24 protein-coding genes and 1 other RNA gene are annotated in these 26,097 nt (G+C 59.4%); 5 read left to right on the top strand and 20 right to left on the bottom strand.

Annotated features, from left to right (window positions below; all coding sequences use genetic code 11):
• The first annotated feature begins 34 nt into the window (after positions 1–34).
• A complete protein-coding gene (locus tag JF616_09425; GenBank protein ID MBW8887962.1) occupies positions 35–721 on the top strand; it encodes a hypothetical protein in 687 nt (228 codons plus the stop codon).
• Positions 722–727: 6 nt separating this feature from the next.
• Here JF616_09425 and JF616_09420 read toward each other — a convergent pair whose 3' ends face one another.
• The 20 genes from JF616_09420 to pilB form a co-directional block, all read right to left on the bottom strand.
• Positions 728–1,891: a DUF4340 domain-containing protein gene (locus JF616_09420; GenBank protein ID MBW8887961.1), complete on the bottom strand. Its 1,164-nt coding sequence runs from the start codon at positions 1,889–1,891 to the stop codon at positions 728–730.
• On the bottom strand, positions 1,888–3,522 hold the full coding sequence (locus tag JF616_09415; protein ID MBW8887960.1) for a GldG family protein: 1,635 nt from the start codon (positions 3,520–3,522) through the stop codon (positions 1,888–1,890). The genes JF616_09420 and JF616_09415 overlap by 4 nt, the downstream gene beginning before the upstream one ends.
• Before the next feature lie 3 nt (positions 3,523–3,525).
• Complete coding sequence (locus JF616_09410; GenBank protein MBW8887959.1) at positions 3,526–4,248, bottom strand: ABC transporter permease subunit; 723 nt, start codon at positions 4,246–4,248, stop codon at positions 3,526–3,528.
• Positions 4,245–5,174: an ATP-binding cassette domain-containing protein gene (locus tag JF616_09405; protein ID MBW8887958.1), complete on the bottom strand. Its 930-nt coding sequence runs from the start codon at positions 5,172–5,174 to the stop codon at positions 4,245–4,247. Before JF616_09405 ends, JF616_09410 begins: the two co-directional genes overlap by 4 nt.
• Positions 5,175–5,383: 209 nt before the next feature.
• Entirely contained in the window at positions 5,384–6,883 is a 1,500-nt protein-coding gene (locus JF616_09400; GenBank protein MBW8887957.1) for a HAMP domain-containing protein, read from the bottom strand.
• Positions 6,880–7,449: a YfiR family protein gene (locus JF616_09395; protein MBW8887956.1), complete on the bottom strand. Its 570-nt coding sequence runs from the start codon at positions 7,447–7,449 to the stop codon at positions 6,880–6,882. The genes JF616_09400 and JF616_09395 overlap by 4 nt, the downstream gene beginning before the upstream one ends.
• Positions 7,446–7,826, bottom strand: coding sequence for a response regulator (locus JF616_09390; protein MBW8887955.1), 381 nt, complete (start codon positions 7,824–7,826; stop codon positions 7,446–7,448). Before JF616_09390 ends, JF616_09395 begins: the two co-directional genes overlap by 4 nt.
• The gene (locus tag JF616_09385) at positions 7,823–10,147 is read right to left on the bottom strand and encodes a TonB-dependent receptor plug domain-containing protein (protein MBW8887954.1); all 2,325 of its coding nucleotides are present in this window, start codon (positions 10,145–10,147) and stop codon (positions 7,823–7,825) included. The genes JF616_09390 and JF616_09385 overlap by 4 nt, the downstream gene beginning before the upstream one ends.
• A 169-nt stretch (positions 10,148–10,316) precedes the next feature.
• Positions 10,317–10,683, bottom strand: a transfer-messenger RNA (tmRNA) gene (gene ssrA / locus JF616_09380).
• 32 nt (positions 10,684–10,715) lie between these two features.
• The gene (locus JF616_09375) at positions 10,716–11,540 is read right to left on the bottom strand and encodes a flagellin (protein MBW8887953.1); all 825 of its coding nucleotides are present in this window, start codon (positions 11,538–11,540) and stop codon (positions 10,716–10,718) included.
• A 177-nt stretch (positions 11,541–11,717) separates the two neighbouring features.
• Positions 11,718–13,250, bottom strand: a complete 1,533-nt coding sequence (locus JF616_09370) for a YifB family Mg chelatase-like AAA ATPase (protein ID MBW8887952.1) — start codon at positions 13,248–13,250, stop codon at positions 11,718–11,720.
• Between the two features lie 37 nt (positions 13,251–13,287).
• On the bottom strand, positions 13,288–13,575 hold the full coding sequence (locus tag JF616_09365) for a septation protein SpoVG family protein (GenBank protein MBW8887951.1): 288 nt from the start codon (positions 13,573–13,575) through the stop codon (positions 13,288–13,290).
• Between the two features lie 168 nt (positions 13,576–13,743).
• A complete protein-coding gene (locus JF616_09360; protein ID MBW8887950.1) occupies positions 13,744–14,028 on the bottom strand; it encodes a SpoVG family protein in 285 nt (94 codons plus the stop codon).
• Positions 14,029–14,262: 234 nt separating this feature from the next.
• Entirely contained in the window at positions 14,263–15,222 is a 960-nt protein-coding gene (locus JF616_09355) for a hypothetical protein (GenBank protein ID MBW8887949.1), read from the bottom strand.
• A gap of 47 nt (positions 15,223–15,269) precedes the next feature.
• Positions 15,270–15,569: a flagellar biosynthesis anti-sigma factor FlgM gene (gene flgM / locus JF616_09350; protein ID MBW8887948.1), complete on the bottom strand. Its 300-nt coding sequence runs from the start codon at positions 15,567–15,569 to the stop codon at positions 15,270–15,272.
• Positions 15,570–15,669: 100 nt separating this feature from the next.
• Positions 15,670–15,987, bottom strand: coding sequence for an STAS domain-containing protein (locus tag JF616_09345; protein MBW8887947.1), 318 nt, complete (start codon positions 15,985–15,987; stop codon positions 15,670–15,672).
• A 1-nt stretch (position 15,988) separates the two neighbouring features.
• Entirely contained in the window at positions 15,989–17,701 is a 1,713-nt protein-coding gene (locus tag JF616_09340) for a hypothetical protein (GenBank protein ID MBW8887946.1), read from the bottom strand.
• Entirely contained in the window at positions 17,698–18,897 is a 1,200-nt protein-coding gene (locus JF616_09335) for a type II secretion system F family protein (protein MBW8887945.1), read from the bottom strand. The genes JF616_09340 and JF616_09335 overlap by 4 nt, the downstream gene beginning before the upstream one ends.
• An 82-nt stretch (positions 18,898–18,979) precedes the next feature.
• Complete coding sequence (locus JF616_09330; protein ID MBW8887944.1) at positions 18,980–20,047, bottom strand: type IV pilus twitching motility protein PilT; 1,068 nt, start codon at positions 20,045–20,047, stop codon at positions 18,980–18,982.
• 33 nt (positions 20,048–20,080) lie between these two features.
• A complete protein-coding gene (gene pilB / locus JF616_09325) occupies positions 20,081–21,781 on the bottom strand; it encodes a type IV-A pilus assembly ATPase PilB (protein ID MBW8887943.1) in 1,701 nt (566 codons plus the stop codon).
• Positions 21,782–21,863: 82 nt separating this feature from the next.
• Between pilB and JF616_09320 the strand changes: the two genes are divergently transcribed.
• The 4 genes from JF616_09320 to JF616_09305 all read left to right on the top strand — a co-directional run bounded on the left by JF616_09320 (position 21,864) and on the right by JF616_09305 (position 26,054).
• Positions 21,864–22,367, top strand: a complete 504-nt coding sequence (locus tag JF616_09320) for a TlpA family protein disulfide reductase (protein ID MBW8887942.1) — start codon at positions 21,864–21,866, stop codon at positions 22,365–22,367.
• A 147-nt stretch (positions 22,368–22,514) separates the two neighbouring features.
• A complete protein-coding gene (gene leuC, locus JF616_09315; GenBank protein ID MBW8887941.1) occupies positions 22,515–23,936 on the top strand; it encodes a 3-isopropylmalate dehydratase large subunit in 1,422 nt (473 codons plus the stop codon).
• A gap of 9 nt (positions 23,937–23,945) precedes the next feature.
• Positions 23,946–24,551: a 3-isopropylmalate dehydratase small subunit gene (locus JF616_09310; GenBank protein MBW8887940.1), complete on the top strand. Its 606-nt coding sequence runs from the start codon at positions 23,946–23,948 to the stop codon at positions 24,549–24,551.
• Between the two features lie 12 nt (positions 24,552–24,563).
• Complete coding sequence (locus JF616_09305; GenBank protein ID MBW8887939.1) at positions 24,564–26,054, top strand: aminopeptidase P N-terminal domain-containing protein; 1,491 nt, start codon at positions 24,564–24,566, stop codon at positions 26,052–26,054.
• The last annotated feature ends 43 nt before the right edge of the window (positions 26,055–26,097 follow it).

Genomic DNA, 26,097 nt, shown 5'->3' with positions numbered 1-26,097 from the left:
CCTGCCAATCGGCGATGACGGCCGACGGAATGCAATGACCGATTCCATCCATCCCCTACTCTATGCGGACCATAAAGCCTCCGGGGACGCGACCGGAGAGCGGCTTCTCGATCGTGGCGTACGGCCTTGGGACGCCTGGGTCCCCCCCCGCCCCGCCATCGTGCTGGGGAATTCTCAGACCCCGGAGCGCGAACTCAAGGTAACCGCAGTGTTACGGGACGGGATTCCCGTCCATAAACGCATCAGCGGAGGCGGGGCCGTCCTCCTCACCCCGTGCTGCCTGTGCCTGGCCCTGCGGTTCCGCAAACGGAAAGATTTTTCCATCAAGGATTATTTCGCGTTGGGCTCGTCGCTGATCATAGAGAACGCGCGGACCGGGCTCGGCCTCGATCTCTTCTTACGGGGGATATCGGACTTGGCTTGCGCGACTCCCGACGGGGATAAGAAAGTGGCCGGATCTTCCCTGTATTTACCGCGCGACTTCGCACTTTACCTGGTATCCATCCTCGTCGCTCCGGACCTGGGGCCAATCGAAGAATATCTCTTGCACCCTAGCCAGGAGCCGGACTACCGCTCCGGGCGGGCCCATGGCGAATTCCTGGCAAGCCTTTCCAGCGCATCCGGGCGGCGGCTGGACCCGGAGGAAGTCTTAGGCTGGTTCCGGGAGGTTATCCCGGAACGCTTGGGGGCTGATCTCGATTGGGAGCAGTTCGTCGCTTAAGAAGACTTATTTCGAAGCCGGTTTGGGGCTCTCGGCCTTCAAAGGCTGCGGTGCGGCGGGTTTGACCTGCAGGGACGGGGCCTGGGCCGCGGGTTTGGCTGCCGCTTTGGTCGCGGGTGCCTTTGCCGCGCCGGAAGCGGGCGTCGCGGGTTCGATTTTGATGCCGCCGGATGGCGCGGATCCGGCTGGCCCCGAGGCGGCGCTTTTGCCGCTATCCGCTTTCGGAGGGGGCGGGGCTTCCAGGAGTTCGAACGGCTTCTTCTTGAAGGTATCCAAGCGCCACGCGGAGAGCTTGATGGTATCCGGCCGCGCCGGATGCCTGGCATAGACATACCCTTCCGCCTGTTTCGAAGCCTTTATTTCCTGGGAGGTGCCGTTCTTCAGGCCGATCTTCACGGTAACAAGGGGACTGTCGATCTTGGCCTTCGCAAGATTGGTGTCCTTGGGATTGTAGAACTCATCGATGGACATCTCCGCGAAGCGCGAAGCCATCTCCGAAGCCATCGCGTTCTTCACCCGATTGCTATCCTGCGGGGCCAGCATTTTCCAGGTGGAATCCGTAACGGCTTCGAGCTTATAGGCATAGGCCGTCCCCATGGTGTCTTTCCAGTTCACCTCGATGAACTTGACGTCCTTGGCGACCGCCGAGAACAGCTTACGCTGCTTCCAATCGTCCGGCTTGGTCCCGATATCCCATGAGAAATTGCCGGGGCTACGATAGATCTCAGGCTTGCCTTCCCACTTCCAATAGGTCGAGCTGAAATCCGCTCCCGAGGTTTTCCCGATCACGACGTCCGCCGATTTGCCGGAGGGCTCTTTCACCGCGACATGCTTGGCCTCGGTGCTATCCAACCCGTACTCCGCCAAGCGCTCGGTGGATACCGATACCCGTTCCTTGTCCTGCAACTTGAATACGTAGCCCAGCGCTTTGGCGATCTTTGCCGTGTCCACGGGGAAGCCGCCCGGGGCCACAGCCCACTTGCCGTCTTTCTTTTCCAAGCGCGTGGTATCCGGCTTCTTGATGACGACGAAGGAATTCACGTTCGCCTTCCAGGCGCTATCCAATACGAAGCGGTCCCTTTGCATGGACTTCTCCGTGTTGCTTTTCTTCATCAAGATCAGGCCCAGCACCGCCAGGGCGGCGACCAGGATTATCAAGGTCCTCTTCATGCCATCGACTCCTTCTTCTTCCGGCGCATGCCCATGAAAAAGCCGGCGGCCAGGAGCAGCAAGGGGGCGACCAGCATGTTGAGCAGCAGGATGAACGTTTTCTTCGATTTCTTGGCTTCCAGGATGGGCGCGCTGGCGATTTCGCGGCTACGGATGGTGATGAGATCCGGGTCCAGGGCCAGTTGGTCGAAGCTATTAAGCAAGAGATGCAGGTTGGCGATGACGTTGGTGTAGCCGACGAAGAAGTCGGTCGCGAAGAGGGCGTTGCCGATCACCAGGATGCGGGCCTCTTTCTTAGCCACCTTGAGCAAGCCGGCGGTATCCACCTTTTGGGTGCTATCCCCCGCAGGCAGCGGTCGGTTCTCGTAAAAGGAGTGGAACTTGCCGGATTTGAGGACAGCCAGGGGCATGGAATGCTGATTGACCGGGAGGAATTCCTTCAAGTCCCTCGGCAGCAGGAAGAAGTTGTTGGACTCGGCCCAAGAGCCCTTGGTGCTGCGGGCCAGGACTTCCACCTTGGAAGAATCCTTCCGAGTGGTATCGATCTCGATGGAAGAAGCCCAAGGCAGGCTGACGGCCCCCAGCTTGGAAGTAATAGGACTGCTGGAGCTGAGTCCATCGCCCTGCACCACGATCCAATAAGGATAGGGCGAAGGGAAGAACGAGTTGCCGAAGCGAACGTATTGGAAGTTACGATCCTCCAGAACCACATCCTTCTTCACCGAGAGGCCGTAATGGGTGAGCAGATCCTCGTAATTGTTATGCGATGCGGTTCCGTTGATCCCCATCCCTAGGCTCATGTCCACCCCCGGGCTGAGGAAGATGACCGATTTGCCTTTCATGAGGAATTGGTCCAGGCGGAATTTCTCGTAGTCGGTCAAACGGGCAGGCGCCGCGACCAGGACCAAATCCAAGTTATCGGAGATAGGCGCGTTGAGGGGATCCAACCTCTCAAGTTTGTACAGCTTTTCGGCTTCTTCCTTCAGGGTCGGGAAGTTCTCGTCGAACCCGGTGGTGGTCTTGGGTTGCGGGCCCGGCAAGGTCAATGAGAGCTTCGCTCCTTGCCCGCCCTCGATGATGCCGATGGTCTTTACCGTAGCGGTCAATTTCTTGAGCTTGACGATTAGATCGTATTCGAAGGATTCCAGATTATTCAAAACCGGGATCACCTCCTTCTTGTCGCCATAGGTCATGGCCAGCCCGAAGAAGCCTTTCTTGATCTGCACGCCCTCGGAGCTCTGCTCCTGCAGCTGGACTTCCTGCACGCCCAGCGAAACCGCCTGCTGGCGCTTGGTCTCGTTCTCTCCGGGGTCCTCGAATACCAGGGAAATCTTGCCGTTTGACTGGGCCTCGAATTCGCTCAGGAGGTCGGTGACATGGGTGCGGATTTGGATGAACTGGGTGGGCAGATCCTTGGACATGACCAGTTTGATGGTAACCAGATCCGGCAGGGACCGGATGGTATTCAAGGACGCCCGGCTCAGGGTGAATTGCTTGTCCCGCGTGAGGTCAAGCCGGCGATGGAAGAACATCTCGCTCGTTAGGCCGACCACGGCGAGGATCACCACCAGGGTGACCAGGCCGAGGTAGGCGTTGGCGCGGGAGCTGAGTTTCTTGGAATTCGTGGCCATCAATTATCTCCACTTCCTGGCTTCGATGTTTTTGACGTTCAGGTAGAGGAACAGGACGATCACGGACGCGTAGTACACCACGTCGCGGGAATCGATGACGCCCCGGGTCACGTTGTTGAAGTGGCTGAGCAGGCTCACGTAATCGCAGAAGGATACCAGCGAGCCCACGGCGTTGAGCCAAACGGGCGCGATGCCGACGAGCAACAGCACGAATATGACCGCCAGGGAAATGATGAAGGCCACCACCTGGTTTTCGGTAAGCGAGCTGATATAGAGGCCGATGGCCAGATAGGCCGAACCCAGGAACAGCGCCCCCACGTACGAGCCGACGATGACGCCGAAATCCGGCTTACCCAAGTAGGCCAGGGAGATGGGGACCGTCAGGGTGAAGAGCAAGGCTATCCCTAAGAACGCGAAGGCGGCCAGGAACTTTCCCATCACCACTTCCCATTCCTTAAGCGGCATGGTCAGGAGCAGTTCCACCGTGCCCATCTTCTTCTCTTCGGCCCACAGGCGCATGGAGATGGCCGGGACGAAGAACAGGAAAATCCAGGGCATGGCCGCGAAGAAGCCGCGCATGCTGTCCTGTCCCTGCTTGAAGAAATCCTGTACGAAGAAGAAGAACGCGTTGGAAACCAGCAGGTAGAAGATAATGAATACGTAACCCACGGGCGACGAGAAGTAGCTGCGCAATTCTTTTTTGAAGATGGTCATCGCGTTTTTCATGCTTGGCCCCTCGTAAGTTTGGCGAACACGTCCTCGAGGCTGGCGGTCTCGGCCCTGAGCTCGGATACCAGCCAGTCCTTTTGGACAGCCAGTTTGAATACCTCCAACGAAACGTCGCGGGCTTCGGCGCCCTGGACGGCCAAACGTTGGAACCCGTTCGCCGCTTCCCCGAGGCGCTCGGCCTTCTTGACGAAGGGGGCCGAACCAAGCGCGGCCTGCACGTCCTGCCCTTTGACGGTCAGGAAAACCGTGGTCCCCGAAGAGCGGGCCATCAGCTCCTGGGGAGTGCCTTGGGCCACGATATGGCCATTGTTGATGATCAGCACCCGGTCGCTGGTGGCCTCGACCTCGCCGAGGATGTGGGTGGAATGGATGACGGTCTTCTCGACCCCCAGGGAGTCGATCAGCTTCAGGATGTCCCGGATCTGGTTCGGGTCCAGGCCGGAGGTAGGCTCATCCAGGATGAGGACGGACGGATCATGGATGAGGGCCTGGGCCAGGCCCACGCGCTGCCGATAGCCCTTGGAGAGATGGCCGATGAGTTTCCGGGTCACCTTGCCCAGGTCGCAGTCGGAAATCGCCTTTTCCACCGCGCGTTTGCGCTTGTCCGCCGACACCCCGCGCGCCTCGGCCGCGAACTCCAGGTAGGTCGCGACGTCCATATCATGGTAGAGCGGGCAGCTTTCGGGGAGGTATCCGATCTGTTCCTTCACCTTGAGAGGCTCGTCGAAGGTATCGAAACCGTTGATACTGGCCCGGCCGGCCGTGGCCGAAATGAAACAGGTAAGGATTTTCATGGTCGTGGTTTTGCCGGCGCCGTTCGGCCCCAGCAAGCCCACCACTTCGCCCTGGTTGATGTCGAACGAGATATTGTCTATGGCCAAGGCGGTGCCATAGCGTTTAGTTAAGCCCTCGACATGGATCATGCGCAACCTTTCACTTTTTTCAACGGCAGTCTTGTAGAGCTGCTTTAAAAAGCGGCTAGAAAATTACTATGCCGAATTTGGGAAATCAAGCGGCACAAGGGGGCCGAATTACTTCCAGGGCCCGATCCTTGAAGACGGCCGCGCCTCACCACGGACCGTGGTGAATACTCCAGCGTTGACGGCGATTCCGGCGGACGCCGGCCGGCGGTTTAGGCGAGGGCGGGCAGCCGGACGGTGGCGCGGGTGCCCCGGATAAGGCCCGGGGAAAGCCGAAGGGAGCCGCCGTGGTTCCCAAGGATGCCGACAACCAAGGACAATCCGAGACCGGTGCCCCCCGCTTCCCGTTTGGTCGTGAAGAAGGGATCGGTGACGCGATCCACATGCTCGGGCGGAATCCCCACGCCCGTATCCTCCACTTCGAGGACCACCTGGCCTTCGCCGTCGGCATAGGTCCGAACCGTGACTTGGCCTTCCCCATCGGACAAGGCCTGGCAGGCATTCTCGATGAGGTTGATGGCCACTTGCTCGAGCTCCTGGAAATTGCCCGCTACGCGCGGCAGGTTTTCCCCGCGGTCGAACCGGAAGCTGCGGGTGTACTTACGGATCTTGGCATCCAGGATTTCGACGGCCTTCTCCACCACGGCATTTATCTGCAGGGGATCCTTTTCCTGGCCATGATCCTTACGGTAATAGTCCTTCAAGCGCCGCACGATCGAATCGATGCGCTTGGATCCCTGGTAGACGTTCTCCAAGACGCCCATGAAGCGTTTCAGGGATTGCGCGTCCAGCCCTTCCCCGCCGCCTTCCCTCAATCTGGATTCCATCTCCTTCATCTGCTTGAGCGCTACGGAAGCGTTGAGCATGATGTAGGTATTCGGGTTGTTGATTTCATGGGCGACTCCGGAAACCAAGGTCCCCAGGGTGACCAGCTTGCCGGCCTGGACCAATTGCTCGTGGTGCAGGCGGGATTCGGCTTCGGCTTTCTCCCGTTCCGCGAGGCGCGCCTGCAACTGCCCGAGCATATGGTTGTAACCGGCATAGAGGATGCCTATCTCGTCGCTCCCTTCCCGTTCCACCCTTTGCGAAAGATCCCCCTTGTCGGATACGCGGCGGAAAGCCTCCGCGAGCTGCAGGATGGGACGGGAAATGGCGCCTTGGGCGCGCAGGGCCAACATGTAGGAAACCAGGATCAGAGCAAAGAAGAGGACGCCCAGGGCGGCGGCGTCCCGCGCGGCGGCGCGCTTGAGCGGAGCAGTAGCGGCGTGCAACACGACGGTCCCCAGGTATTGGTTCCGGAACTGCACCTTATGGTAGTACACCAGCGACCCCGGCCGGAATCGGAAACTGTCCTCGTCACCCGAAGGCAGGGTGTCCAACTTGGCGGAAGACCCCCGAGGATATGACGCGAACGACTTCCCTGTCGAATCATAGAGGACCGCGCCTTGGATTCCGGGCAAGGACTGGACGCGCTCCAGCATATTGCCGGCTTCCTGGGCGTCATCGAAGGAGAGGGGGACGACGCAATACTCGCCCAGGAGCCGAGCCGTCATGGCCACTCCGCTCAGCAGCCGCTGGCGGCCTTCGAGGATGGTACGTGCCAGCCCCAAGGCCGCCGAAAGGATCAGGATGGAGGCGCATACCGAAAGGATGAGCAGGACAAGCTTAGTCTTGATGGAGGCGTTACGGAACGCGCCGGCGGGGGCTTTCACCGATCCTCCACTATGCGGGCGACTTTAAGGAGCAAAGAACTGATCTGGAATCCCGAACGCTCCGCGGCCGCGGGATTGATTTCGAAACGGACCTTCGATCCATCGCGATAGAAATTGATGATGACCCCTTGGCCGGCGAATCCGTCTCCATCGCCGATGGTCAGGGCCCCGTTCGCCTCGGCCCAAGCGGAAAGTTTCGCCACCGAACCCTTCTCCGCCGCCCCGATGAAAACCAGCTTGCTGCCGCGGAGATCCCTCACGTCCCGGACTGTCTCCACCCGGACCGGAACGCTGGCGGGCGCCGACTTCCGGAGGGCCGTCTCCAGTTCTTCATGAAAAGGGTTGTCCCCGAAGACCGCGACCCGGAATACCCCGGAATCCGCTCCGCTTGCCCCTTCCCGCGGAGCAGGCCATTTCACGAATGCGACGAACTTGGCGATGAAGGACGCCTTGATGGCGAATTCCTGGGCTATCTGCGCGTGCACGGGCGCGGCTAGCCAGAATGGCGCCAGGATCGCGAGCAAGCGGACAGGTAAGAAACGCAACGCCGGAACGACCAATGTCATCCTTCCAGAGGAAGATTGTCGCGGAGAAAGGTTTCCAGCGCCTCGAAATCGAAGGGTTTGTAAAGCACCCCGCTTACGTCCAACGCGCGGGCCGCTTCCTGGATTTCATGCTCGGCGTTACCGGTGCACAGAAACACGGGGATATCCCGGCGGATCGCGCGTACCCGCGCCAGAAACTCGCCGCAGGACATTTCGGCCATGGTATAGTCCGTCAGGATCGCACGATACCCCTGCGGATCGGCGCGGAACCGATCCAGGGCCTCCCCGGGACGCGAAAAGCCTTCCACCTCATAGCCCGCTAGGCTGGCGGCCAAGACGCATGCTTCGACGATGGCGGGTTCGTCGTCCACGAACAGGATACCCGGGCCTGCGGTCATAGGGAAAGCCCCACCTTGAACCCGAGCGCGCGGTCTTCGCGGAAGAAACGAACGCGCGCGGGCGAAGTCCGATCGTTGCCCACGTCGAAAGCGTAGCGTTCATTGGACGCGGTGCCCAGGAGGTTCAATACGTATGCGGAGACGTTGATTTTCCCGGTGGGTTTATAGACGGCCATCAGGTTGATCCTGCAGTTAGGGCCGTACACCCCCTCCTCCCGGATCCGGGAGATGGCCTGATCGACCTGGGGCTGGATCGAATCCCCTTGGACAGCGGCTTGGATTGCAGCCAATCCGTCCTGCGGGCCCTGGTAATCCCAGAATAATTGACCGTCCGCATGGAGGGTGAAAGCGGTAGATATCGGGAACTCGGCGAAAGCTTTAATCGACTGGTTGGGCCAATTGTTGAGGGATTGGCCGTAGCCCGTTTGCACCAGGGTGGAACCGTGCAGGGTCTGATCGTATTGCGAGTATGAAATGCCGCTCGAAGTCACCCCGGGGGCGAGGCGCCAATCCACCATCTCCATTACGGCATAGCTTACGCCGAAGTGGCCGGCTTCGAGATGCCATTCCGCCTCGGCTTCGCCGCCCGCGGTCTTGAGGTTCCCATCCGGCAGGGACCGATCGGCTTCGGGATCCCATACCAGCAGGTCGGCATCGTTATAAAAGAAGGATATGGCGGTTTCCAACCGCTTCCGCCAATGCATTTGATGGATCAACTCCAGGGAAAGCAGCGATTCATAGGAAGGGGTGGTTCCGTTCTTATGCTCGATATACAACTCCCCGGACTCATTCCGGTGCTCGGAACGTTGGATGATCGCTTTCAAGGTTTGATCCCTCCCGGGCAGCGGGCTAATCAAGGCCAGTCGCGGGGAGAAGAGCCATTGGGATTGCGTGTTCTTATCCACCCGGGCGGAGAGGAGGGCCGTCGGCAGGGACGCAGGAGCGAATTTGGATTCGAAATATCCCGAATAGGTATAGGTGGACCAGCCTGTACCGGCATAAACCGCCCGGGAGGCCGGCATTTCCTTGCCGATGATTGGCGAATCCGGGCCCGAGAGGATAATCCCATCGCCTCCTGTGCGGAAGTCGCCGGGCGCGTCCCACCATCCCGGACCCGTCCATTCCCGCGCGATGTCCGAGCCGATGGCGGTCTCGAACCAAGGGCGAGGGCGATAATCCAATTTCACACCGAAGATGTATTCGGATTCGGAAAAGTTGTACCGGTAATTCTTGGGATCGTCCAAGCCGGGGCCGCGCAAAGCATCGAGATGCCGCTCCACATCGAACAGCATGGTCCCGACCTGCGCCTGCACGTTCAGCTTTTCGGTCGCGTCCTTATGGAAATCAAGCGACCCGGAAAATTGCTTATCCCCGGTCCCTTCCGCATTGATCAGTTTACCCTGGTAGTCGGTCTTCGTCTCGTTACTGGCCCAAGCGGCGCCTTGTTGCGTGTACCTGGCCCATAGGTTCCAGTCTTTGAGGAACCGCAATTGTCCGTATATCTTGGCTTGGGGGATATCCTTGTAATCGGCCAGATAATCAAGCGGTTCCTGGTTCCGCAAGACGTCGCGCCCCACATAGCCTGGTTGGTTGTTGTTCGAACCCAGGTATTGCAATGGCACGGATCCGGTTGTGCGTTGCATGCTCGCGTAAACGTAATAGTCGGCCAACTCCGAGGCCCCGCCCGCGCTCAGACCGGCGCCTGAGGAGCCATATTCCGCCAGGTACCCTGCCGATACCCGGAATCCCGGTCGGGACTTCGCGTCATGGGTGGTAATGCGGATGACTCCCGCCACCGCGCTGGGGCCGTAGGTGACCGACCCCGTACCGCGGATGATGTCCACTTGCTCGATATCGGAGAGATCCCAGAGTTCCAACTCCGATACCCCACCGTAAAGGCTTTTCGAGTTCAGCTCTTTCCCGTTGACGATCAGGAGATACTTGTTGTTCCAACCGGTGATCGACCCCCGGATGCCCACCACCGGCCCTTCTTCAGACGTCATCCAGATAGCGCCCGGGACGTAGATTTCGATCAGATCCATCAGGTTGCGGGCGGGCGTGCGTTCGATATCTTCCGCCGTTAAGGTGGTCAAGGAGGCGGGCGTTTCGAAAAGATCCAGATTCGTCAGCGCCGCCGGCGCGTGAACGCTCACGTTCAACAGGTCCTCGATGGACAGATCCGAAAGCTCTTCCGAAGTGAGTTCCTTTTCCTCGGCGCAGTTTGCGGTGAACACGTAGGCGGAGAAGGTCAGGCAGAAAAGGAAGCGGAATGCCCTGGAAGGGGCGGTGGTGAAAGCTTCCAGGTTGAGCGATTTCGGCATGCAATCCGCTTTGGGAAATTTGAGTCATTTTACACTATTCGTAACCCTCGAATCAATTTATCCTGCCGGTCTTCTGGTTCATCCGATGCGCCATGGGCCGAAACGAGAACGGCTCCCTAGAGGAGGGAGCCGTTCTTCTGCCGACCCGGTTGATGCATCCGGGCGGAAATGGTGGAGGCGGCGGGAATCGAACCCGCGTCCGAAATCAACTTGCCAATCGCTCCTACATGCTTTCTTCCTGATTTGATTCTCGCTCCCCAGAGCACCCAAGGAATCGGTTCTCTGAAGCGCTAGCCCGGATTTTCTCGGCTTCCCCGCCCGGACATCAGGGAGACCCAGCCTCAGAGTATTGCAATTCGACGGCCTTTAAGGCGGCGACCGCCGAACCGTGGTCACCTAACTTTTAATTAGGCAGCCATTGCATAAGAATATGATTCTTCTGCAGTTCTTTTTTTCCGGTTTTTTTACGAGGCCAACCAGAATCCTCGGCATGCGACTGTTAGCTCATCCAATCCCGTCGAAACCTTTGCGCCCCCTCAGGTTATGGAACCTTACGAATGTACCAAATTCACTGGAGAAGCGCGAGCAGTTGGGTACGCGAGATCTGGTTGAATTGGCTCATGGCCGCCTGTTGCGAGTTCTGTAGGAGATCGGAACTGACTTTTTCCGTCAAGCCCTGGGCGTAGTCCAGATCCTGGATATTGGACAGGGCTTGGGCGGTGTTCACCTGCTGGTTCTGCGCATTGGACAGGGCGAAGTCGAAACGATTGGCCGTGGCGCCGTCTGCCGCCCGCGTATCGTTGACGCGCTTCATGGCCGCATCGATGGAACCCATCGCACGCAACGCGGCTGCCGGCGAACTCAAGCTCTGGCCTGCCAAACCCAAGCCATTCTGCGTCAGATCCGCTGCGGATAAGGTAATGGTATCCGAACTTCCGTCCCCCGTTTGCACGGTACCGGTGCCGTTCGCCAGCCCACCGCTGCCGTCCAACAATTGCTGACCGTTGAAATCCGTGGACTTGGATTCGCGATCGATTTCCTGGGAAAGGGATTGGAACTCCTTATCGATGGCGTCGCGCTGATCCTGATTATAAGCCCCATTGGCCGCCTGGACAGCCAGCTCTTGCTGCCGTTGCAGCATGTCCGAGATGTTCGAGGCCCCGCCATCGGCGATGTTCATGGCGCTCATCCCGGCCTGGATGTTCTCCGCGGCATTCTGGTAGGCGCGTACCTGCTTGTCGAATTCGACGGCGACCGCCATCCCGGCCGCATCGTCGGAGGCCCGGTTTATCCGCTTCCCGGTGGCGAGCTGCTCGAGGATTTTCCCCTTATCCTTGGCCCCCTGCGCGTACTTATGCGCTAGCTGATCCTGTATGTGCTTTTCGATCCGCATAGGCCACCCTCCCTGATGGACCGTTCCCCGCATGTCGCGATGGAGCTTCCCCTAGCCTATATATCGGCGCAAAAAGCAAAACCTTTAGTCCCGGCGGTATTTTTTTCGGTATCCACAATCGCGATTTCTTCCAAATCCCCAAGGTAATCCTCACCTGTGCATGCATGGAGTTGCCGATTATCCGTCGTCCCGCAACTCCCGATCTAAGCTGCGATACTGGATCGCCTCGGCCATATGCGCATCGCAAATGCCCGGGCTCATATCCAGATCCGCGATGGTACGCGCTACTTTCAATACCCGATCGAATGCGCGTGCCGAAAGACCAAGGACCTCCACGGCTTCCTTGAGCATCCTCCGCGGGCCGGCCGCCAAGGAACAATGGCGCTTCAGCAATGCGGCGCCCATGTGCGCATTGCAGTAGACGCCCTCGGCGCCGCGGAAGCGTTCGGTTTGGATGCGGCGGGCATTGGAAACCCTATCCCTGATCGCCTCCGAAGGTTCACTGCTTTCACCGTCCACCAACTGCGAGAATTCCAGGCTGGCGAGTTCCAGATGCAAATCGATCCGATCGAGGAGGGGCCCGGAAATTCGCGCGCGATAGCGAAGGATTTCCTCCCTCCGGCATACGCATGGACGGCGGAGGTCCATCATCTTGCCGCAGGGGCAAGGATTCATGGCTGCGACGAGGATCACGCGGCAAGGATAGGTGATGGTTTGCTGCGCGCGCGCAATGGTCACCTTGCCTTCTTCCAAGGGTTGCCGCAGGCTTTCCAACACGTCTCCTTTGAACTCCGGGAATTCATCCAGGAACAAGACTCCGTTGTGGGCCAGGCTGGCCTCGCCAGGTCGCGATCCTGCCGTGCCTCCGATCAGGGCCTGCACGCTGATGGAATGATGCGGCGATCGGAAGGGGCGATGACGCGTAAAGGTCGGCTTGATTCGCTTAAGGCCGGCAGCGCTCCCGATGCGGGTGGTTTCCAAGGCTTCGGCATCGTTCATCGGGGGCAAGATGGACGGCAAGCGCCTGGCCAGCAAAGTCTTGCCGCAGCCCGGGCTCCCCATCAACAAGACGTTATGGCCGCCGGCCGCCGCGACTTCCAGGGCCCGCTTGGCATGGGCCTGGCCCTTCACGTCGGCGAAATCCAGCGCCTGGCAATCGGGAGCGGGATCCCAGGCCGGGAGGGCGCGATCCAAGAACTTCGGTTCCTTTAAGAAGGAGATCGCCTCCAAAAGGTTTTCCGCCCCGCAGGCCCCGATGCCGGTTACCAGCGAGGCCTCTTCCAGGTTGGCTGCGGGCATTAGGATGCCCAATCTTCCGGAATCCTTGGCGTAGGTGGCGGCCGAAAGGACACCGTTCACCGGGCGTAATCTACCATCGAGGGCGAGTTCGCCGAAGATGAGGAACGGATCGAGCGGGCCAGTTTCGACCTGACCGGATGCGAGCAAGATACCGAGGGCCAAGGGAAGATCGAAGGCCGTGCCTTCTTTACGGATTCCTCCGGGGGCCAAGTTCACGGTAATACGTTTGCTGGGGACCGTGAAGCCGGAATTCTTGATGGCGGCGAATACCCGTTCCCGGGCCTCTTTGACCGCCGAGTCCGGCAGGCCGACCATGGTGAATCCCGGCAATCCGGGCGCGATATCGACCTCCACGGTGATGGGAAAGGCATCGATTCCGGAGAGCGCGCAAGACGTGATTATCGATAACATGCTTGGCTTCCCGGTGCATAGCCGCACGCCCCGAAAATCATGTCGCGCAGCCCGCGAAAAGGGAAATCGGCGTGGTCTGGAAATCGTGGTAGGCCGCCAGGACGGCTGTTTGCAATTCCTTCCGGAAGCGCATCGACAAAGTCTCGAAAGCGCGTTGGGGGGATCCCGTTCGCAACCCGGGAAAAGCCAGGAACAAGCCATAGCGGCCGCGGAGGATCTTGATCCCTCGCAGGGTCAGGCTGTCGTTGAGAACCACCTCGGCCGATGCCAGCACTTGGCCATTGGGAAGGTGATGGGGATCGATTTTAATGGCGGAAATTTTCATGCTTCTGTTCTCGTTTAATTCTTTTTGTGGTGAGGAAATGGGCCCCGGCCGCGGTCGAGGCCGGGTCCGGGGCCCGGACCGAATAGGCGGCGCGGGCCGCCTTAGAAATGGCATCCACTTCTATGAGCGCTTCTCGGAATCCGCGCTCAGCTCCGGTCGTTCGGCCGCTTAGGCGGCGGCCGCCAACCGGTATTCGCTCAAGATCTTCTCCGACATGTATTCGTGCAGGGAGCGGGTAATGGGAAAGCAATATCCGTATCCCTTGCCTTTATCCTTGTCGAACTCACGGGGGAAGGACACGAACAATCCGAACTTCCCTTTCACCACGCGAATACTGTTGATCACCAGCTGATCGTTCAGTACCACCCGCACGAAGGCTTCCAACGGGCTGTCGGGCAGCTTGTTCTTTACGGGGTGTACGTTGATCTCGGTGATTTCGATTCCTTTGGACATCTTTTCTCCTTTGGTCCATTTTTGCGGCAGCTTCCTTTCGAAAGCGGCCGGGTTCATTGGCCCTCCAGGCTTATCGCCATTCGGGTCGAAGGGAAGGGAATGCAAAGGCGGTGCCATTCGGAATAACCGCTGCGCGGCCCTTAAAAGGGCCGGAATCACGGGGGAAGGTGAAGAGGTTGGTGAAAAGGAGTGAAAGAAGGTGAAATCAGGTGAAGCCGGATAAGCCGGTGCTCTTCACCAAAGCCGATATTTTTTCCGGGAGATTCCCTTCAGGATCCATTCCGTCCCATCGGAAAGTTCGGCGACGACTACGGCATGCAATCCCGATGCGCCGATCCAGAATTGCATTCGGCGGCCATCGTCCCGATCTACCGTCACGTACCAGGTATCCACGTCCCGGACTCCCATTTCCTTGGCATGCACGGTGATCTCCGCATAGCGGGGAACGGGATGAAAGCTTCCTTCCCTTCCCCAGTCTTGCAGCCAGACCTCTTCATGATATCCCGCATGCTGCGGAATCGCCCGTAGGTAGGTGAATAGCATGGCTTCAGTGTATACGGGCCATCGGGCCAGCAGCGTGTCCCGCGGGGCTTCCCCGCCGCTTGAGGAGACCCGCAGGCGGGGCGGCTGGCTGCGGCAATCCAAGCTTCGGTGCGTGGTCCCGGGCCAGCCTTGCAGGCTCTCTTCTTGGCGGAGCAAGCTGAACTTACCCTTGCGGGTAAATTGGCACACGGTTTCTATCGAGAATGGGACATCGCCTCCTTCCTCTTCCAAAAGCGCCGCGTTCAGGATATCGGTCGCATCCCTTTCCCCGTCCGCGCCATCCGAAGGGCGCAAGGTGGTTCCGTCCGGGCGCAGGAACAGTCGCTCGGTAAGCAAGCGCCCCCTGCCGCGGCTATCACCCTCCGCCCCTGGGCGCTTGACCGCGTATTCGAGGATTTCAGGCTCGGCGGATTCCCATTCCGAAGCCCGGGCGAAGGAAGTATCAGGACGGGACGCCGAGGAAGGCGATCGCCCGCTTTCTTGGTCATGGGATTCGGTAGGTTGGGGCTTGGGTTTTGGCGACGCGGATTTGGCCGTGGCCGCGTTCTGAACGGATTTCTTCGCGTGGGCGGCGGCAGAATCGGCGCGGGAATTTTGCGTGGGTACCGCGGCCGCGTAGGCGGCGAACACCAGGATGGGTAACATGCGCATGACGGGGGGGATTTCGTGAAAACGTGCGGCCGAAGCCGGGAATCCGGTTAGAACCCGAAGTCCTTCATCAACCGGCTCGCGAGTTCTTCATCGAACTGGGGAGTATTGAAATACCCGGAAGCAATCTTCTCCTTGGCATCCTGCACCTTGTCCGCGCGGATGTCGGGAAGCGCGTCGACGTGGCGGGCGATGGATTCGGTAGAGGAGCTGGAAAGCTCCTTGGCCTGCTTGGAGAGGGACACGGAATCCGACTTGGTAGTCTTTTCCGCCTTCTCCGGGCCTTTTCCCGACCCGGAGACCTTCTGCAGGTCCATTCCGAATATCTGGGAGATTCTATCGATTTTCATGGCCATCTTCCTCTATTCCAGATTATCGGATGGGAAGAGGACGAACTTAAACGATTTTCGCAGGAAAAGAACCGGCCAGCCCGGCCTTTCCGCAAAAAACTCAACGTGAGGCGAGTTCTTCTTCATTATCGACGATTTCGAAGAGCCGATCGATGGACGTCATCTCGAAGAGATCATAGATATCGTCCGAAAGGCGCATTAGCACCAAGCGTCCACCAGCGGCCTTGAGATCTTGGTGGCAGGTGATAAGCATGCCCACGCCCGAGCTATCTATGAAACCCACATCCGCCATGTTCGCGACCAGAAAGAGCTTCTTTTCCGAAATGGCCCGCTGGATGGCTGCGCGGAAATGGGACACTTCACTGCCCTTGATGTGCCCGCTGATGTCGAGCACGGTCCATTTGCCGTTGGCACGCATCTTAATTTCCATGCTTTACCGATCCGATCCCGTGCTGATTCTTGGGCAGGTTGATGGCGACGGTGGTGCCCGTCCCTTCCGAAGATTCCAAAGTAATATTTCCTTCCAAGGCCTGCACATAATGGAGGCTGGCGGCCAGTCCCAGCCCGGTCCCGTTGGGCTTGCTGGTATAGAACGGCTCGAAGGCCCTTGCCGCCGCTTCCTTGCCCATGCCGCAACCATCGTCCTTCACTTCCAGGCTCACGTTATCTCCGGCTTGCCGGGCCGAGAATTCCAGCGTGCCCCTGCCTTCCGGCAAGGCCTGGACCGCGTTCAAGGCAACGTTCAACAGGACCTGGACCAATAGGTCCGGATCGCTACGGAAGCGAATGTCCCCATTCTCCACTAATTGCCGCACGATGACAAGTTCCGGACGGAAGCAGGGATCCTTTTCGAGCAAAGAGCGGATTTTCCTGAAAATCTCGGCTACGGACACCTCTCGGAGCGAGGGCGCGCGGTCCCGGGCGTAATCCAGGAGGCCGGATAGGATTCGGTTCAGGCGCGTGGATTCGGTAACGATCAGGCTGACTAACTTGCGATCCGAATCGGAGGCCAAGGGGAGTTCCCCGAGCAGCTGCGCCGAACCGCTGATGGAAGCCAGTGGATTGCGGATCTCATGGGCTATCCGCGCCGACATGGCCCCCAAGGCGGCCATGCGCTCCGAGCGCATCAAGGTGCGGGCCATGCGTCGTTCCTGGGTGAAATCGAAAAGGATGAAAACGCATCCCAGATAACGGCCTTCCCTAGCCAAGATTTTGATTTGGACATGCAGGGGAACGCCTTGGGCCGTTTCCACAGCGAGTTCGCGCATGGGGAAAGCTTCACGCATCGAGTGGATTTCGTCCAACACCCCGTCCCGCAAGAGCCCGCCCATCACTCCCGATAGGCTCATACCGGGTTCCAAAGCCCTTCCGATCCATTCCTCGGCAGGCCGGTTCTTGAGCTTGAGCCCGTCCATGGCATCGAAGAAGAGGAGCCCGGTAGGAAGATCGTTCATGACGCTTTCCGCGCTGAACTGGTAGAGCTCCTGATCGCGACGTCCGGCCGCCAAGGCCTGGCGTGCCGCGGCGAGCCTTCCCGACAAGGAAGAGGAAAGCAGGGCGACCATGAAGAACAAAGTGGCATAAAGGAAGAACCTAACCTGCACGGTTTCGACCATTAAATTGGGTAGATCGATGCCGAAGGGGTCGCGTAGGCCCAAATGCAGCAAACCCGCGTAGCCTAGGAGGGCCGAGGCCAGGGCGGCCATGATCAGCGAGCCGCGGAAGCCGAAGAAAAAGCCGGAACCGAGGATGGTGAGGATGAAAAGCAACCCGTAATCGGAGAGGTATGCCCCGTTGGCATAGAAGATCGCCCCCTCCACGGAGACTTCGACCAGGAACTGGAAGAACAAGAGGAAGCCGATGGGCGAAGCCCCGCGCGAACGGTAGGCGACGATCCAAGTCGCCAGGTAGAGGATGGTGGAGACGCCGTAGATTAGGACAAGCCCGCGGGCCAGGGATTCCTGGCCGAGGGCGAGGACCGTCCAGAACAGGACGCCGAACATGACGACCCGGGATACGACGACCGCCAGGATGTCGAGGCCGACTTCTTCGGACTCGGAGTGGACGTTACTTCCCCTATTGCCTTCCGCGGCCAGCTCCGGTCCCGGAAGGCCGGCTTCCACGTCGTTCAACCGACCGTGTTGGCCATCTCGAACATGGGCAGGTACATGGCCACCAGAACCCCGCCGATGATGGATCCCAAAACCACGATCACCATCGGTTCGATCATGGAGGTAAGGGTTTCCACCGCCGCATCCACTTCGTCATCGTAGAAATCGGAGATCTTGATGAGCATCTCAGAAAGCCCGCCGGTGCGCTCTCCCACCGCGATCATCTGGATGACCATGGGCGGGAATACGCCCGTGGCCTTGAGCGGGTCCGCTATGGTCTGGCCGCCGGAAATGCTTTCCAAGGTCTTGTAGATACCCAATTCGAGCACGCGATTGCCTGCGGTTTTAGCCGTCACTTGCAGCGCATCGATGATGGACACGCCCGAATTGAGCAAGGTGCCCAAGGTGCGCGTGAAGCGCGAGATACATGATTTGCGTTCCAGATCCCCGACGACCGGCGTCTGCAATAGTATGGTATCGAGCTTGAGCCGGCCTTTATCGGTCTTGTAATAGCGGAACAGCGCCACCAGGCCGATCACCAGGCCGGCGAAGATGGCCGGGAACCAACCGCGGATGAAATCGCTTGCCCCCATCACGATGCGCGTGGGCAAAGGCAGCTTGGCATTCCCCTCCGCGAACATGTTGGCGAAGATAGGCACGACGAAGATCATCAGGATGGCGACGGCGGCCACCGCGACCACCGCCACGATGACCGGGTAGGTCATGGCGCCCTTGATTTTACGCCGCAATGCCTCCGCCTTTTCCTGGTATTCCGCCAGGCGCAGCAAGATGGTATCCAGGATGCCGCCCGCCTCGCCGGCCGCGATCATCTGGCAATACAACTCGGAAAAGATCTTCTTGTGCTTGCTCAGGGAATCGGCCAAGGTGGCGCCGCCTTGGATGTCCGTGGCCACCTGCATGATGGATTGCTTCAGGGTTTCGTCTTCGGTCTGTTCGCCCAGGATATCCAGGCACTGGATAAGCGGCAGGCCGGCGGAGGTCATGGCCGAGAACTGCCGGGTGAAGCGCGCCAAGTTCTTCAGGGGCACGCCGCCGCCGAGGCTGAATTTCATGCCCATCGGTTTGCGCTTAACCGAGGTGGCGCGGACGCGCTTCTTACGCAGCAGAATCTCGGCATCGCCCTTATTGGCGGCTTCCAACTCGCCTTGCACTTCCTTGCCGGCGGCGGTCTTGCCCTTATATATCCATTTCGACATGGCGCCTAGCCTCCGGCTTTCCGGTTAGTAAGGCCGGACATCGGTTTAAACATCATCCCCATCTTTTCCTCCGCCCCCTTGCTCAGGTCTTGAAATTGGCCTGCAAGAGCCTCTCGAAATGTTCGGGGTCGGACGAGCGCGACAGCGCGTCAGTGCGTTCGACTTTCCGCGTCTGTACCAACTCGACCAGCTTGGCGTTCATGGTGTTCATGCCGAACTTGGACCCCGACTCGATGGCGCTCTGGATCTGATGCACCTTGTCGTCCCGGATCATGGCCCGGATTCCCGAAGTCATGATCATGACCTCATAAGCCAATATGCGGCCGCCCCCGATTTTGGGGAGCAGGGCCTGGCTGATTACGCCTTGCAGCACGAAGGACAGCTGGGTGCGGATCTGGGCTTTCTCCCCCGCCGGGAAGGCGTCCACGATGCGGTTGATGGTCTGGGCGGCGGAATTCGTATGCAAAGTCGCCAGGGTCAAATGGCCGGTCTCGGCGATGGACAATGCCGCTTCCATCGTTTCCGGATCGCGCATTTCGCCGATGAGCACCACGTCGGGATCCTGGCGCAGCGCCACCCGCAGGGCCGATGCGAACGATTCCGTATCCGACTTCACCTCGCGTTGGTTGACGATGCATTTCTTGTGCTTGTGCACGAATTCGATGGGATCCTCGACGGTGAGGATATGGCCTTCGAGCTCGGCATTGAGCCTATCCAACATGGCGGCCAAGGTGGTCGATTTGCCCGAGCCGGTAGGCCCGGTCACCAGCACCAATCCGGAAGGCCGATCGATGATGTCGGAAAAAATGCGGGGCAGCCCGAGTTGCTCCAAGGTCAGGATCTCGTAAGGGATGAGGCGCACCGCCATGGAAACGCAACCCCGCTGCAGGTATACGTTGGCCCGGAAGCGGGCCAGGTTGGCTACCCCGAAGGAGAAATCGTATTCCTTCTTATTCTCGAAATTCTTGCGCTGGTTCTCGTTCATCACGCCATAAGCCAGCCGCAGGCAGTCTTCCGGGGACAAAGGATCGGTCAACATCGGACGCAAGTTGCCATGCACGCGGAACAAAGGCGGTTTGCTTGCCGTTATGTGCAGATCGGAGGCCGTCATCTCCACCATCTTGCTCAACAGCTCTTGTATGCTTACCATTCGGCGATCCCCAAATTTCTCAAGGCAATAATATCATAATTTCGTGGTCTTAATCACCTCTTGCGCCGTGGTGATGCCCGCCTTGAGCTTTTCCAGCGCGGACATACGCAGGTTGGTGACGCCTTCGGCGATGGAAACCTTTTCGATCTCGTCCGGAGTGGCGCGGTCCACGATCAGCTTTTTGATGGCTTCGGACACCGGCAACACCTGATGGATGGCCACGCGGCCTTTGAACCCCGTTCCCGCGCACGTGGTGCAACCCGTACCTTTGTAGAACTTCATGCCTTTGGCTTCCGCATCGGAGATTTCCAACAGGCGCAATTCCTCGGTCGACGGCGTGTCCTCGGTTTTACACTCTTTACAGATCTTCCTCATCAAGCGCTGCGCGATCACCAGGCGCACGGAAGTGGCGATCAGGAACGGTTCGATGCCCATGTCGGCCAAGCGGGTTATGGTGCTCGGCGCATCGTTGGTGTGCAGCGTGGATAACACGAGATGGCCGGTGAGCGCGGCCTTGGTCGCGATCTGCGCCGTCTCCAGATCGCGTACCTCGCCTACCATGATGATGTCCGGATCCTGACGCAAGAAGGATTTGAGCGCTGCCGCGAAAGTGAGGCCGATATCGGTGTTGACGTTGACCTGGTTGATGCCTTCCAGGTTGTATTCCACCGGATCCTCGGCGGTCATGATGTTGGTGTCCGGGTTGTTCACCGCGGAGAGGGCTGAATACAAGGTGGTGGACTTGCCCGAACCCGTGGGACCGGTTACCAGGATCATCCCGAACGGCGAGTTCAAGGCTTCCTGGAAGTCCCGCAGGCCCCGTTCCGAAAAGCCCATCGTGCTTAAGTCCAGGTTCAGGTTGGACTGATCGAGGATACGCATTACCACCTTTTCGCCGTGGATGGTGGGCAAGACGCTTACGCGCAGATCGATCTTCTTGTTGCCGATGGCCAGTTTGATGCGTCCGTCCTGGGGAAGCCGCCGCTCGGCGATATCGAGGTTGGCCATGATCTTGATACGGGAGACTATGGCGCCCTTCAGGCGATATGGCAAGGTGGTCTGCTCGACGAGGGTGCCGTCCATGCGGTAGCGGACGCGTACGGTCTTTTCGTAAGCCTCCACGTGTATGTCCGAGGCCCTGATCTTAACGGCATCGGAGAGCACCTTGTTCACCAGCCGGACCAGCGGCGCCTCCATGACGTTGTAGTCCGCGTCCGCGCCGTCATCGTGCCCCGTTTCCTGGACTACTTCCGGGTCTTGATCCTCGACATCCTGGATGATGTTCTCGAACCCGGTGGTCGAAACGGAATGGACGTAATACTTATCCACGGCCTTTTTGATCTGGGATTCGGGCGCCATCCATACCCGCACATTGCAGCCGGTGAGGAACTTGATGGCGTCAACCACCGAGGTATTGCGGGGATCGCCGATGACCACGTGGATGAGGCGTTCCTCCTTCTGCACGGGAATCACGCCGTACTTGATGGCCATTTCCTCGGGAACGAGGGACAGGATTTCCTGGGGCGGCTCCATCTCGGCCAGGTTCACGACCTGGGTATTGATTTGCGCCGCCAACTGCCAAACGATATCGTCGACCGATGCGATCGCCCCGATGGCCACCAGGTTCTCGCCCAGGCTTTTGCCTTTTTCCAATTGCAGCTGTAACGCGGCTTGCAATTGCTCCCGGCTAACGACGCCGTCTCTTAAGAGAATTTCACCCAATTTCTCGGACAAGGATGACTCCGAACCCCGTATTTTCCGCGGTTTTTTGATATATTCTAGGACACATCCACGTCCATAATCCACCGGGAATCCATTGCCCACCTCGCTTTACCGGTACCTGACCCTCGCCTTCCTGGCAACAAGCTTACTGCTCACGGCGGGTTGCAGCGATAAACGAGCAATCAGCGGTAAGGCACCGAGCCTAGCGCTCAAGACTTATTCCGGCGAGACTTTTACCATGACCGGAAACGATCAGAGCGTGACCCTGCTGGTGTTCTGGGCCACGTGGTGCCGTCCCTGCCTCATGGAAGTTCCCACCTTGGTGAAACTCCATGAGAAGTATCGCGACAAGAACTTCCGCGTCGTCGCCATCAACGTGGATGATCAGGAAGGCAAAAAAGTCAAATCCATCGTCAAAGAATTCGGCATCATCTATCCGGTCCTCATCGGTAACGATGAAGTCATGCATCAATTCGGCGGGGTGGAAGCCCTACCGACCTCCTTCCTCATCGGCCGGGACGGGCGCATCCGCGAAAAGTTGCAAGGATTGTATCCGGAAGAACACCTGGACGGCCTGGTGGCGGCGGCGGTGGAGTGACCGCGAGACGCTAACTGCGTTTACTATAATTACAAGAAGGGTAAAGGGTTAAGGGTACAGGGTAAAGTGAAATACATAACGCTCTTGACCCTGTACCCTTTACCCTAAACCCTTAACCCTGTATTCCATAACAACGGACTCTGATCAATGGGCAAGAATCTCTTCCACAAGGTCTTCGACAAGCATACGGTCGGCAAACTGTCCTCGGGCCAGTACCAGCTATTCATCGGCCTCCACCTGATCCATGAGGTCACCTCCCCCCAGGCCTTCTCCATGTTGCGCCAGCGCGGGCTCAAGGTGAAATACCCCCAGCGCACCTTCGCGACGGTGGACCACATCATCCCGACCGAAGGCGCGGAGCGCAAACGCCCCCTGCGGGACGCCTTGGCGGAAGAAATGCTCGTGGCCATCGAGCAGAACACCAAGGAAGCCGGCATTACCTTCTTCGATGAGGGGACGGGCAACCAGGGCGTGGTCCACATCATCGGCCCGGAGATGGGATTGACCCAGCCGGGCCAGACCATCGCCTGCGGGGATAGCCACACATCTACCCATGGGGCCTTCGGATCCCTGGCTTTCGGGATCGGCACCAGCCAGGTCGCCGAAATCCTCGCGACCCAGACCATGAGCATGTCCAAGCTCAAGGTGCGCCGCATCAACGTAACCGGGAAGTTACGTCCGGGCGTTTACGCCAAGGACGTGATCCTGGCCATCATCAATAAGCTGGGAGTGAACGGCGGCGTAGGCTACGCCTACGAGTACGCCGGGCCGGTCATCTCCGCGATGTCCATGGAAGAGCGCATGACCCTCTGTAATATGAGCATCGAGGGCGGCGCCCGCATCGGCTACGTGAACCCGGACGAAACCACCTACGCCTACCTGAAGGGCCGCCGTTTCGCCCCGGCGGGCGCGGCTTGGGACAAAGCGCTGGCCTATTGGAGGTCCATCGCTTCCGATGCGGACGCCGAGTATGACGACGTATTCACGCTTGACGGTTCGGCGCTCGAACCCTTCGTAACCTGGGGCATCACGCCGGGGCAATCCTTGCCCGTGACCTGGTCCATTCCCGCGGTGGAGACGTTCCCCTCGGACGAACGGCCCCTGCTCAAGGAGGCCTTGGAGTACATGTCCCTCGAGGAAGGCCAGCCCATCGCCGGCGTGCCCATCGACGTGGTTTTCATCGGCTCTTGCACCAACGGCCGCCTGTCCGATTTGGAAGAAGTGGCGCGCCTGGTAAAGGGCCGCAAGGTGAATCCCAAGGTCAAGGCCCTGATCGTGCCGGGATCCCAGGACGTCCAGCGCCAAGCCGAAGCCAAAGGGCTCAAGGAGATATTCCTCGCCGCCGGATTCCAATGGCGCGAGCCGGGGTGCTCCATGTGCCTGGCTATGAATCCGGACAAGCTGCAGGGGCGCCAGATCTGCGCCTCCACCTCGAACCGTAACTTCAAGGGCCGCCAGGGCTCGGCCTCCGGCCGCACCCTGCTGATGAGCCCGGCCATGGCCGCCGCCGCCGCCATCGAAGGCAAGGTGGCCGATGCCCGCGCCGTTTTCGCGATGGCCGGGGTATAAGGAGTCAAAATGAACGAAGCCGCCATCATATCCAAGGTTTCCGGCCGCGCCGTCCCCGTGCGCGGCAATGACATCGATACCGATCGCATCATTCCCGCGCGCTTCCTGCGCTGCGTGGTCTTCGACGGTCTGGGCCCGCATTCCTTCGAAGACGATCGCTTAGGGCTGAAAGCCAAGGGCCAGACCCATGCTTTCGACGATGCCCGCTACCAAGGCGCCTCCATCCTGTTCGTCAACAAGAACTTCGGGTGCGGTTCCTCGCGGGAGCACGCGCCCCAGGCGCTCCAGCGTTGGGGCATCAAGGCCATCGTGGGCGAATCCTTCGCCGAGATCTTCTTCGGCAATTGCGTGTCCCTAGGCATCCCTTGCCTCACGGCGGATGAAGCCGCGCTCGGCCGTCTCATGGCCGCGGCCGAAAAGGAGCCCCAAGCCCAATGGTCGGTGGATATCGAAGCGGGCAAGGTCACGGGACCGGTCAGCGAGTCCGCGGCCTTACCTTCCGGTCCCCGCTCCCAATTCCTCAGCGGCCGTTGGAACTCGCTCAACGAGCTCTTGGCCAACTTGGCCGGGGTCGAAAATGTCGCCGCGGCCCTTCCCTACGTGGCGGGCTGGTAGGGCGGCCCCGGAATGGCCAAGGCTAAGGTCACTTCCGCTCTCCTCCGCAAGTATTCCCAGGTCTTCCCTGTCGGCTCGGCGGGGATCAAGTACACCGAACGCTTGATCGCCCGCCGCCAGGCGCATCTTAAGGAACTGGACGGCTTCGCCGTCTTCTCCGGGATCGCCCGGGAACCCGGCAGCGAGCATATCTGGATCATGAGCGGTCTGCGCATCTTCCAGGAACCGGCGCTAATCCATCTGACGGGAATCAATCAACCCAAGGTGATCCTGGTCCTGAACCCGAAGGGCAGGAACGGCGTCCCCGGCGAGCCGCGCGAAGTCCTCTTCATCTCTCGCAAAGATGCCACCAAGGAGTTCTGGGATGGCGTGCGGTTCGGTTACCCGAAGGATCCCACTCCCGAGGGCAAAAGCGATCTGGAAGAACTGCGCGCGCTGACCGGCATCCGGGATGTTCGCCCCTTCGAAGACTTTCCGGAGTACTTCCAGAAGTTGGTCAAGAAAGCCCCGAAACCCTACGGTTACGCCTATTACCATTACTACGAGACCCGTTCCGACGGGACCTCCGGCGAGGGCGGCCGCAAAGTCATCCGCACCAAGACGGATTACAACTGGGAGTTCAAAGAAGAACTGCTCAAGCGCATCCGCAAGGCCGGCCGCCAAGGCTTCCAGTTGCGGTCCTGCGTGGATCTCCATTTCCGCCTGCGCCTGCCCCTCGAACCGGAACAGGTGAAGGACTGCGATATCGCTGTGAAGCACACCGGCGACGCTTTCGCCGAGACCTTGCGGGCGATCAAAGGGTTCAAGGACGAGAACGAGCTATCGGCCTTCCTGGAATGGGGCATGCGTAAGCGCAGTCCCTCCGGGCTTTCCTTCCCTAACATCGTCGCCGCGGGTAAGAACGCCACCGTGCTGCATTACTTGAAGAACGACGAACCTATCGTTCCGGGATCGCTGGTGCTGCTCGACTTCGGCGTCCGCTACGGGACCATGCATGCGGACATAACGCGTACCGTTCCCACGGCGGGTGCATACAATCCCCTCCAGGCCCTGCTGTACGGCATCGTCCTCGACGCCAATAAGGAGACCCTGAGGCACGCCCGACCCGGCGAGACCATCCGGAACCTCAACCGTAAAGTGTGGACCTTCCTCGAAGAGCAGTTGCAGCAACGCTTTTTCGCGAAGGGAGGCAAGGCGCGGCGCTCCTACAGCGGCCAGCCGCATGGCCTGTCCCATTTGATGGGCGAGCAAGAGCACGATGGCGATCCTTATCGCATCTACCAGGATTATCCGTTGCGGCCGGGGTGGCAAATCTCCAACGAACCCGGGCTTTACGGGCACTTCGAGGCGACCCTGGGCGGCCGGCGGTACTCCGAGTGGATCGGCATCCGCGTGGAAGACGACCTGTTGATCACCAAGGAAGGCTGCCGCAACCTCAGCGCGGCCATCCCCAAGGAAATACCGGAAATCGAGGCCCTGATCGCGGGAAAATCCCGGCGATGAGGCGGAACATTTATATTTAGCCAATTCCAACCTAGGATCGGGA

The organism is Fibrobacterota bacterium (assembly GCA_019509785.1).
In the GTDB taxonomy this organism is placed as follows: domain Bacteria; phylum Fibrobacterota; class Fibrobacteria; order UBA11236; family UBA11236; genus Chersky-265.
The sequence above is the reverse complement of the archived record's forward strand: the minus strand, read 5'-3'. Positions and strand labels throughout refer to the sequence as shown.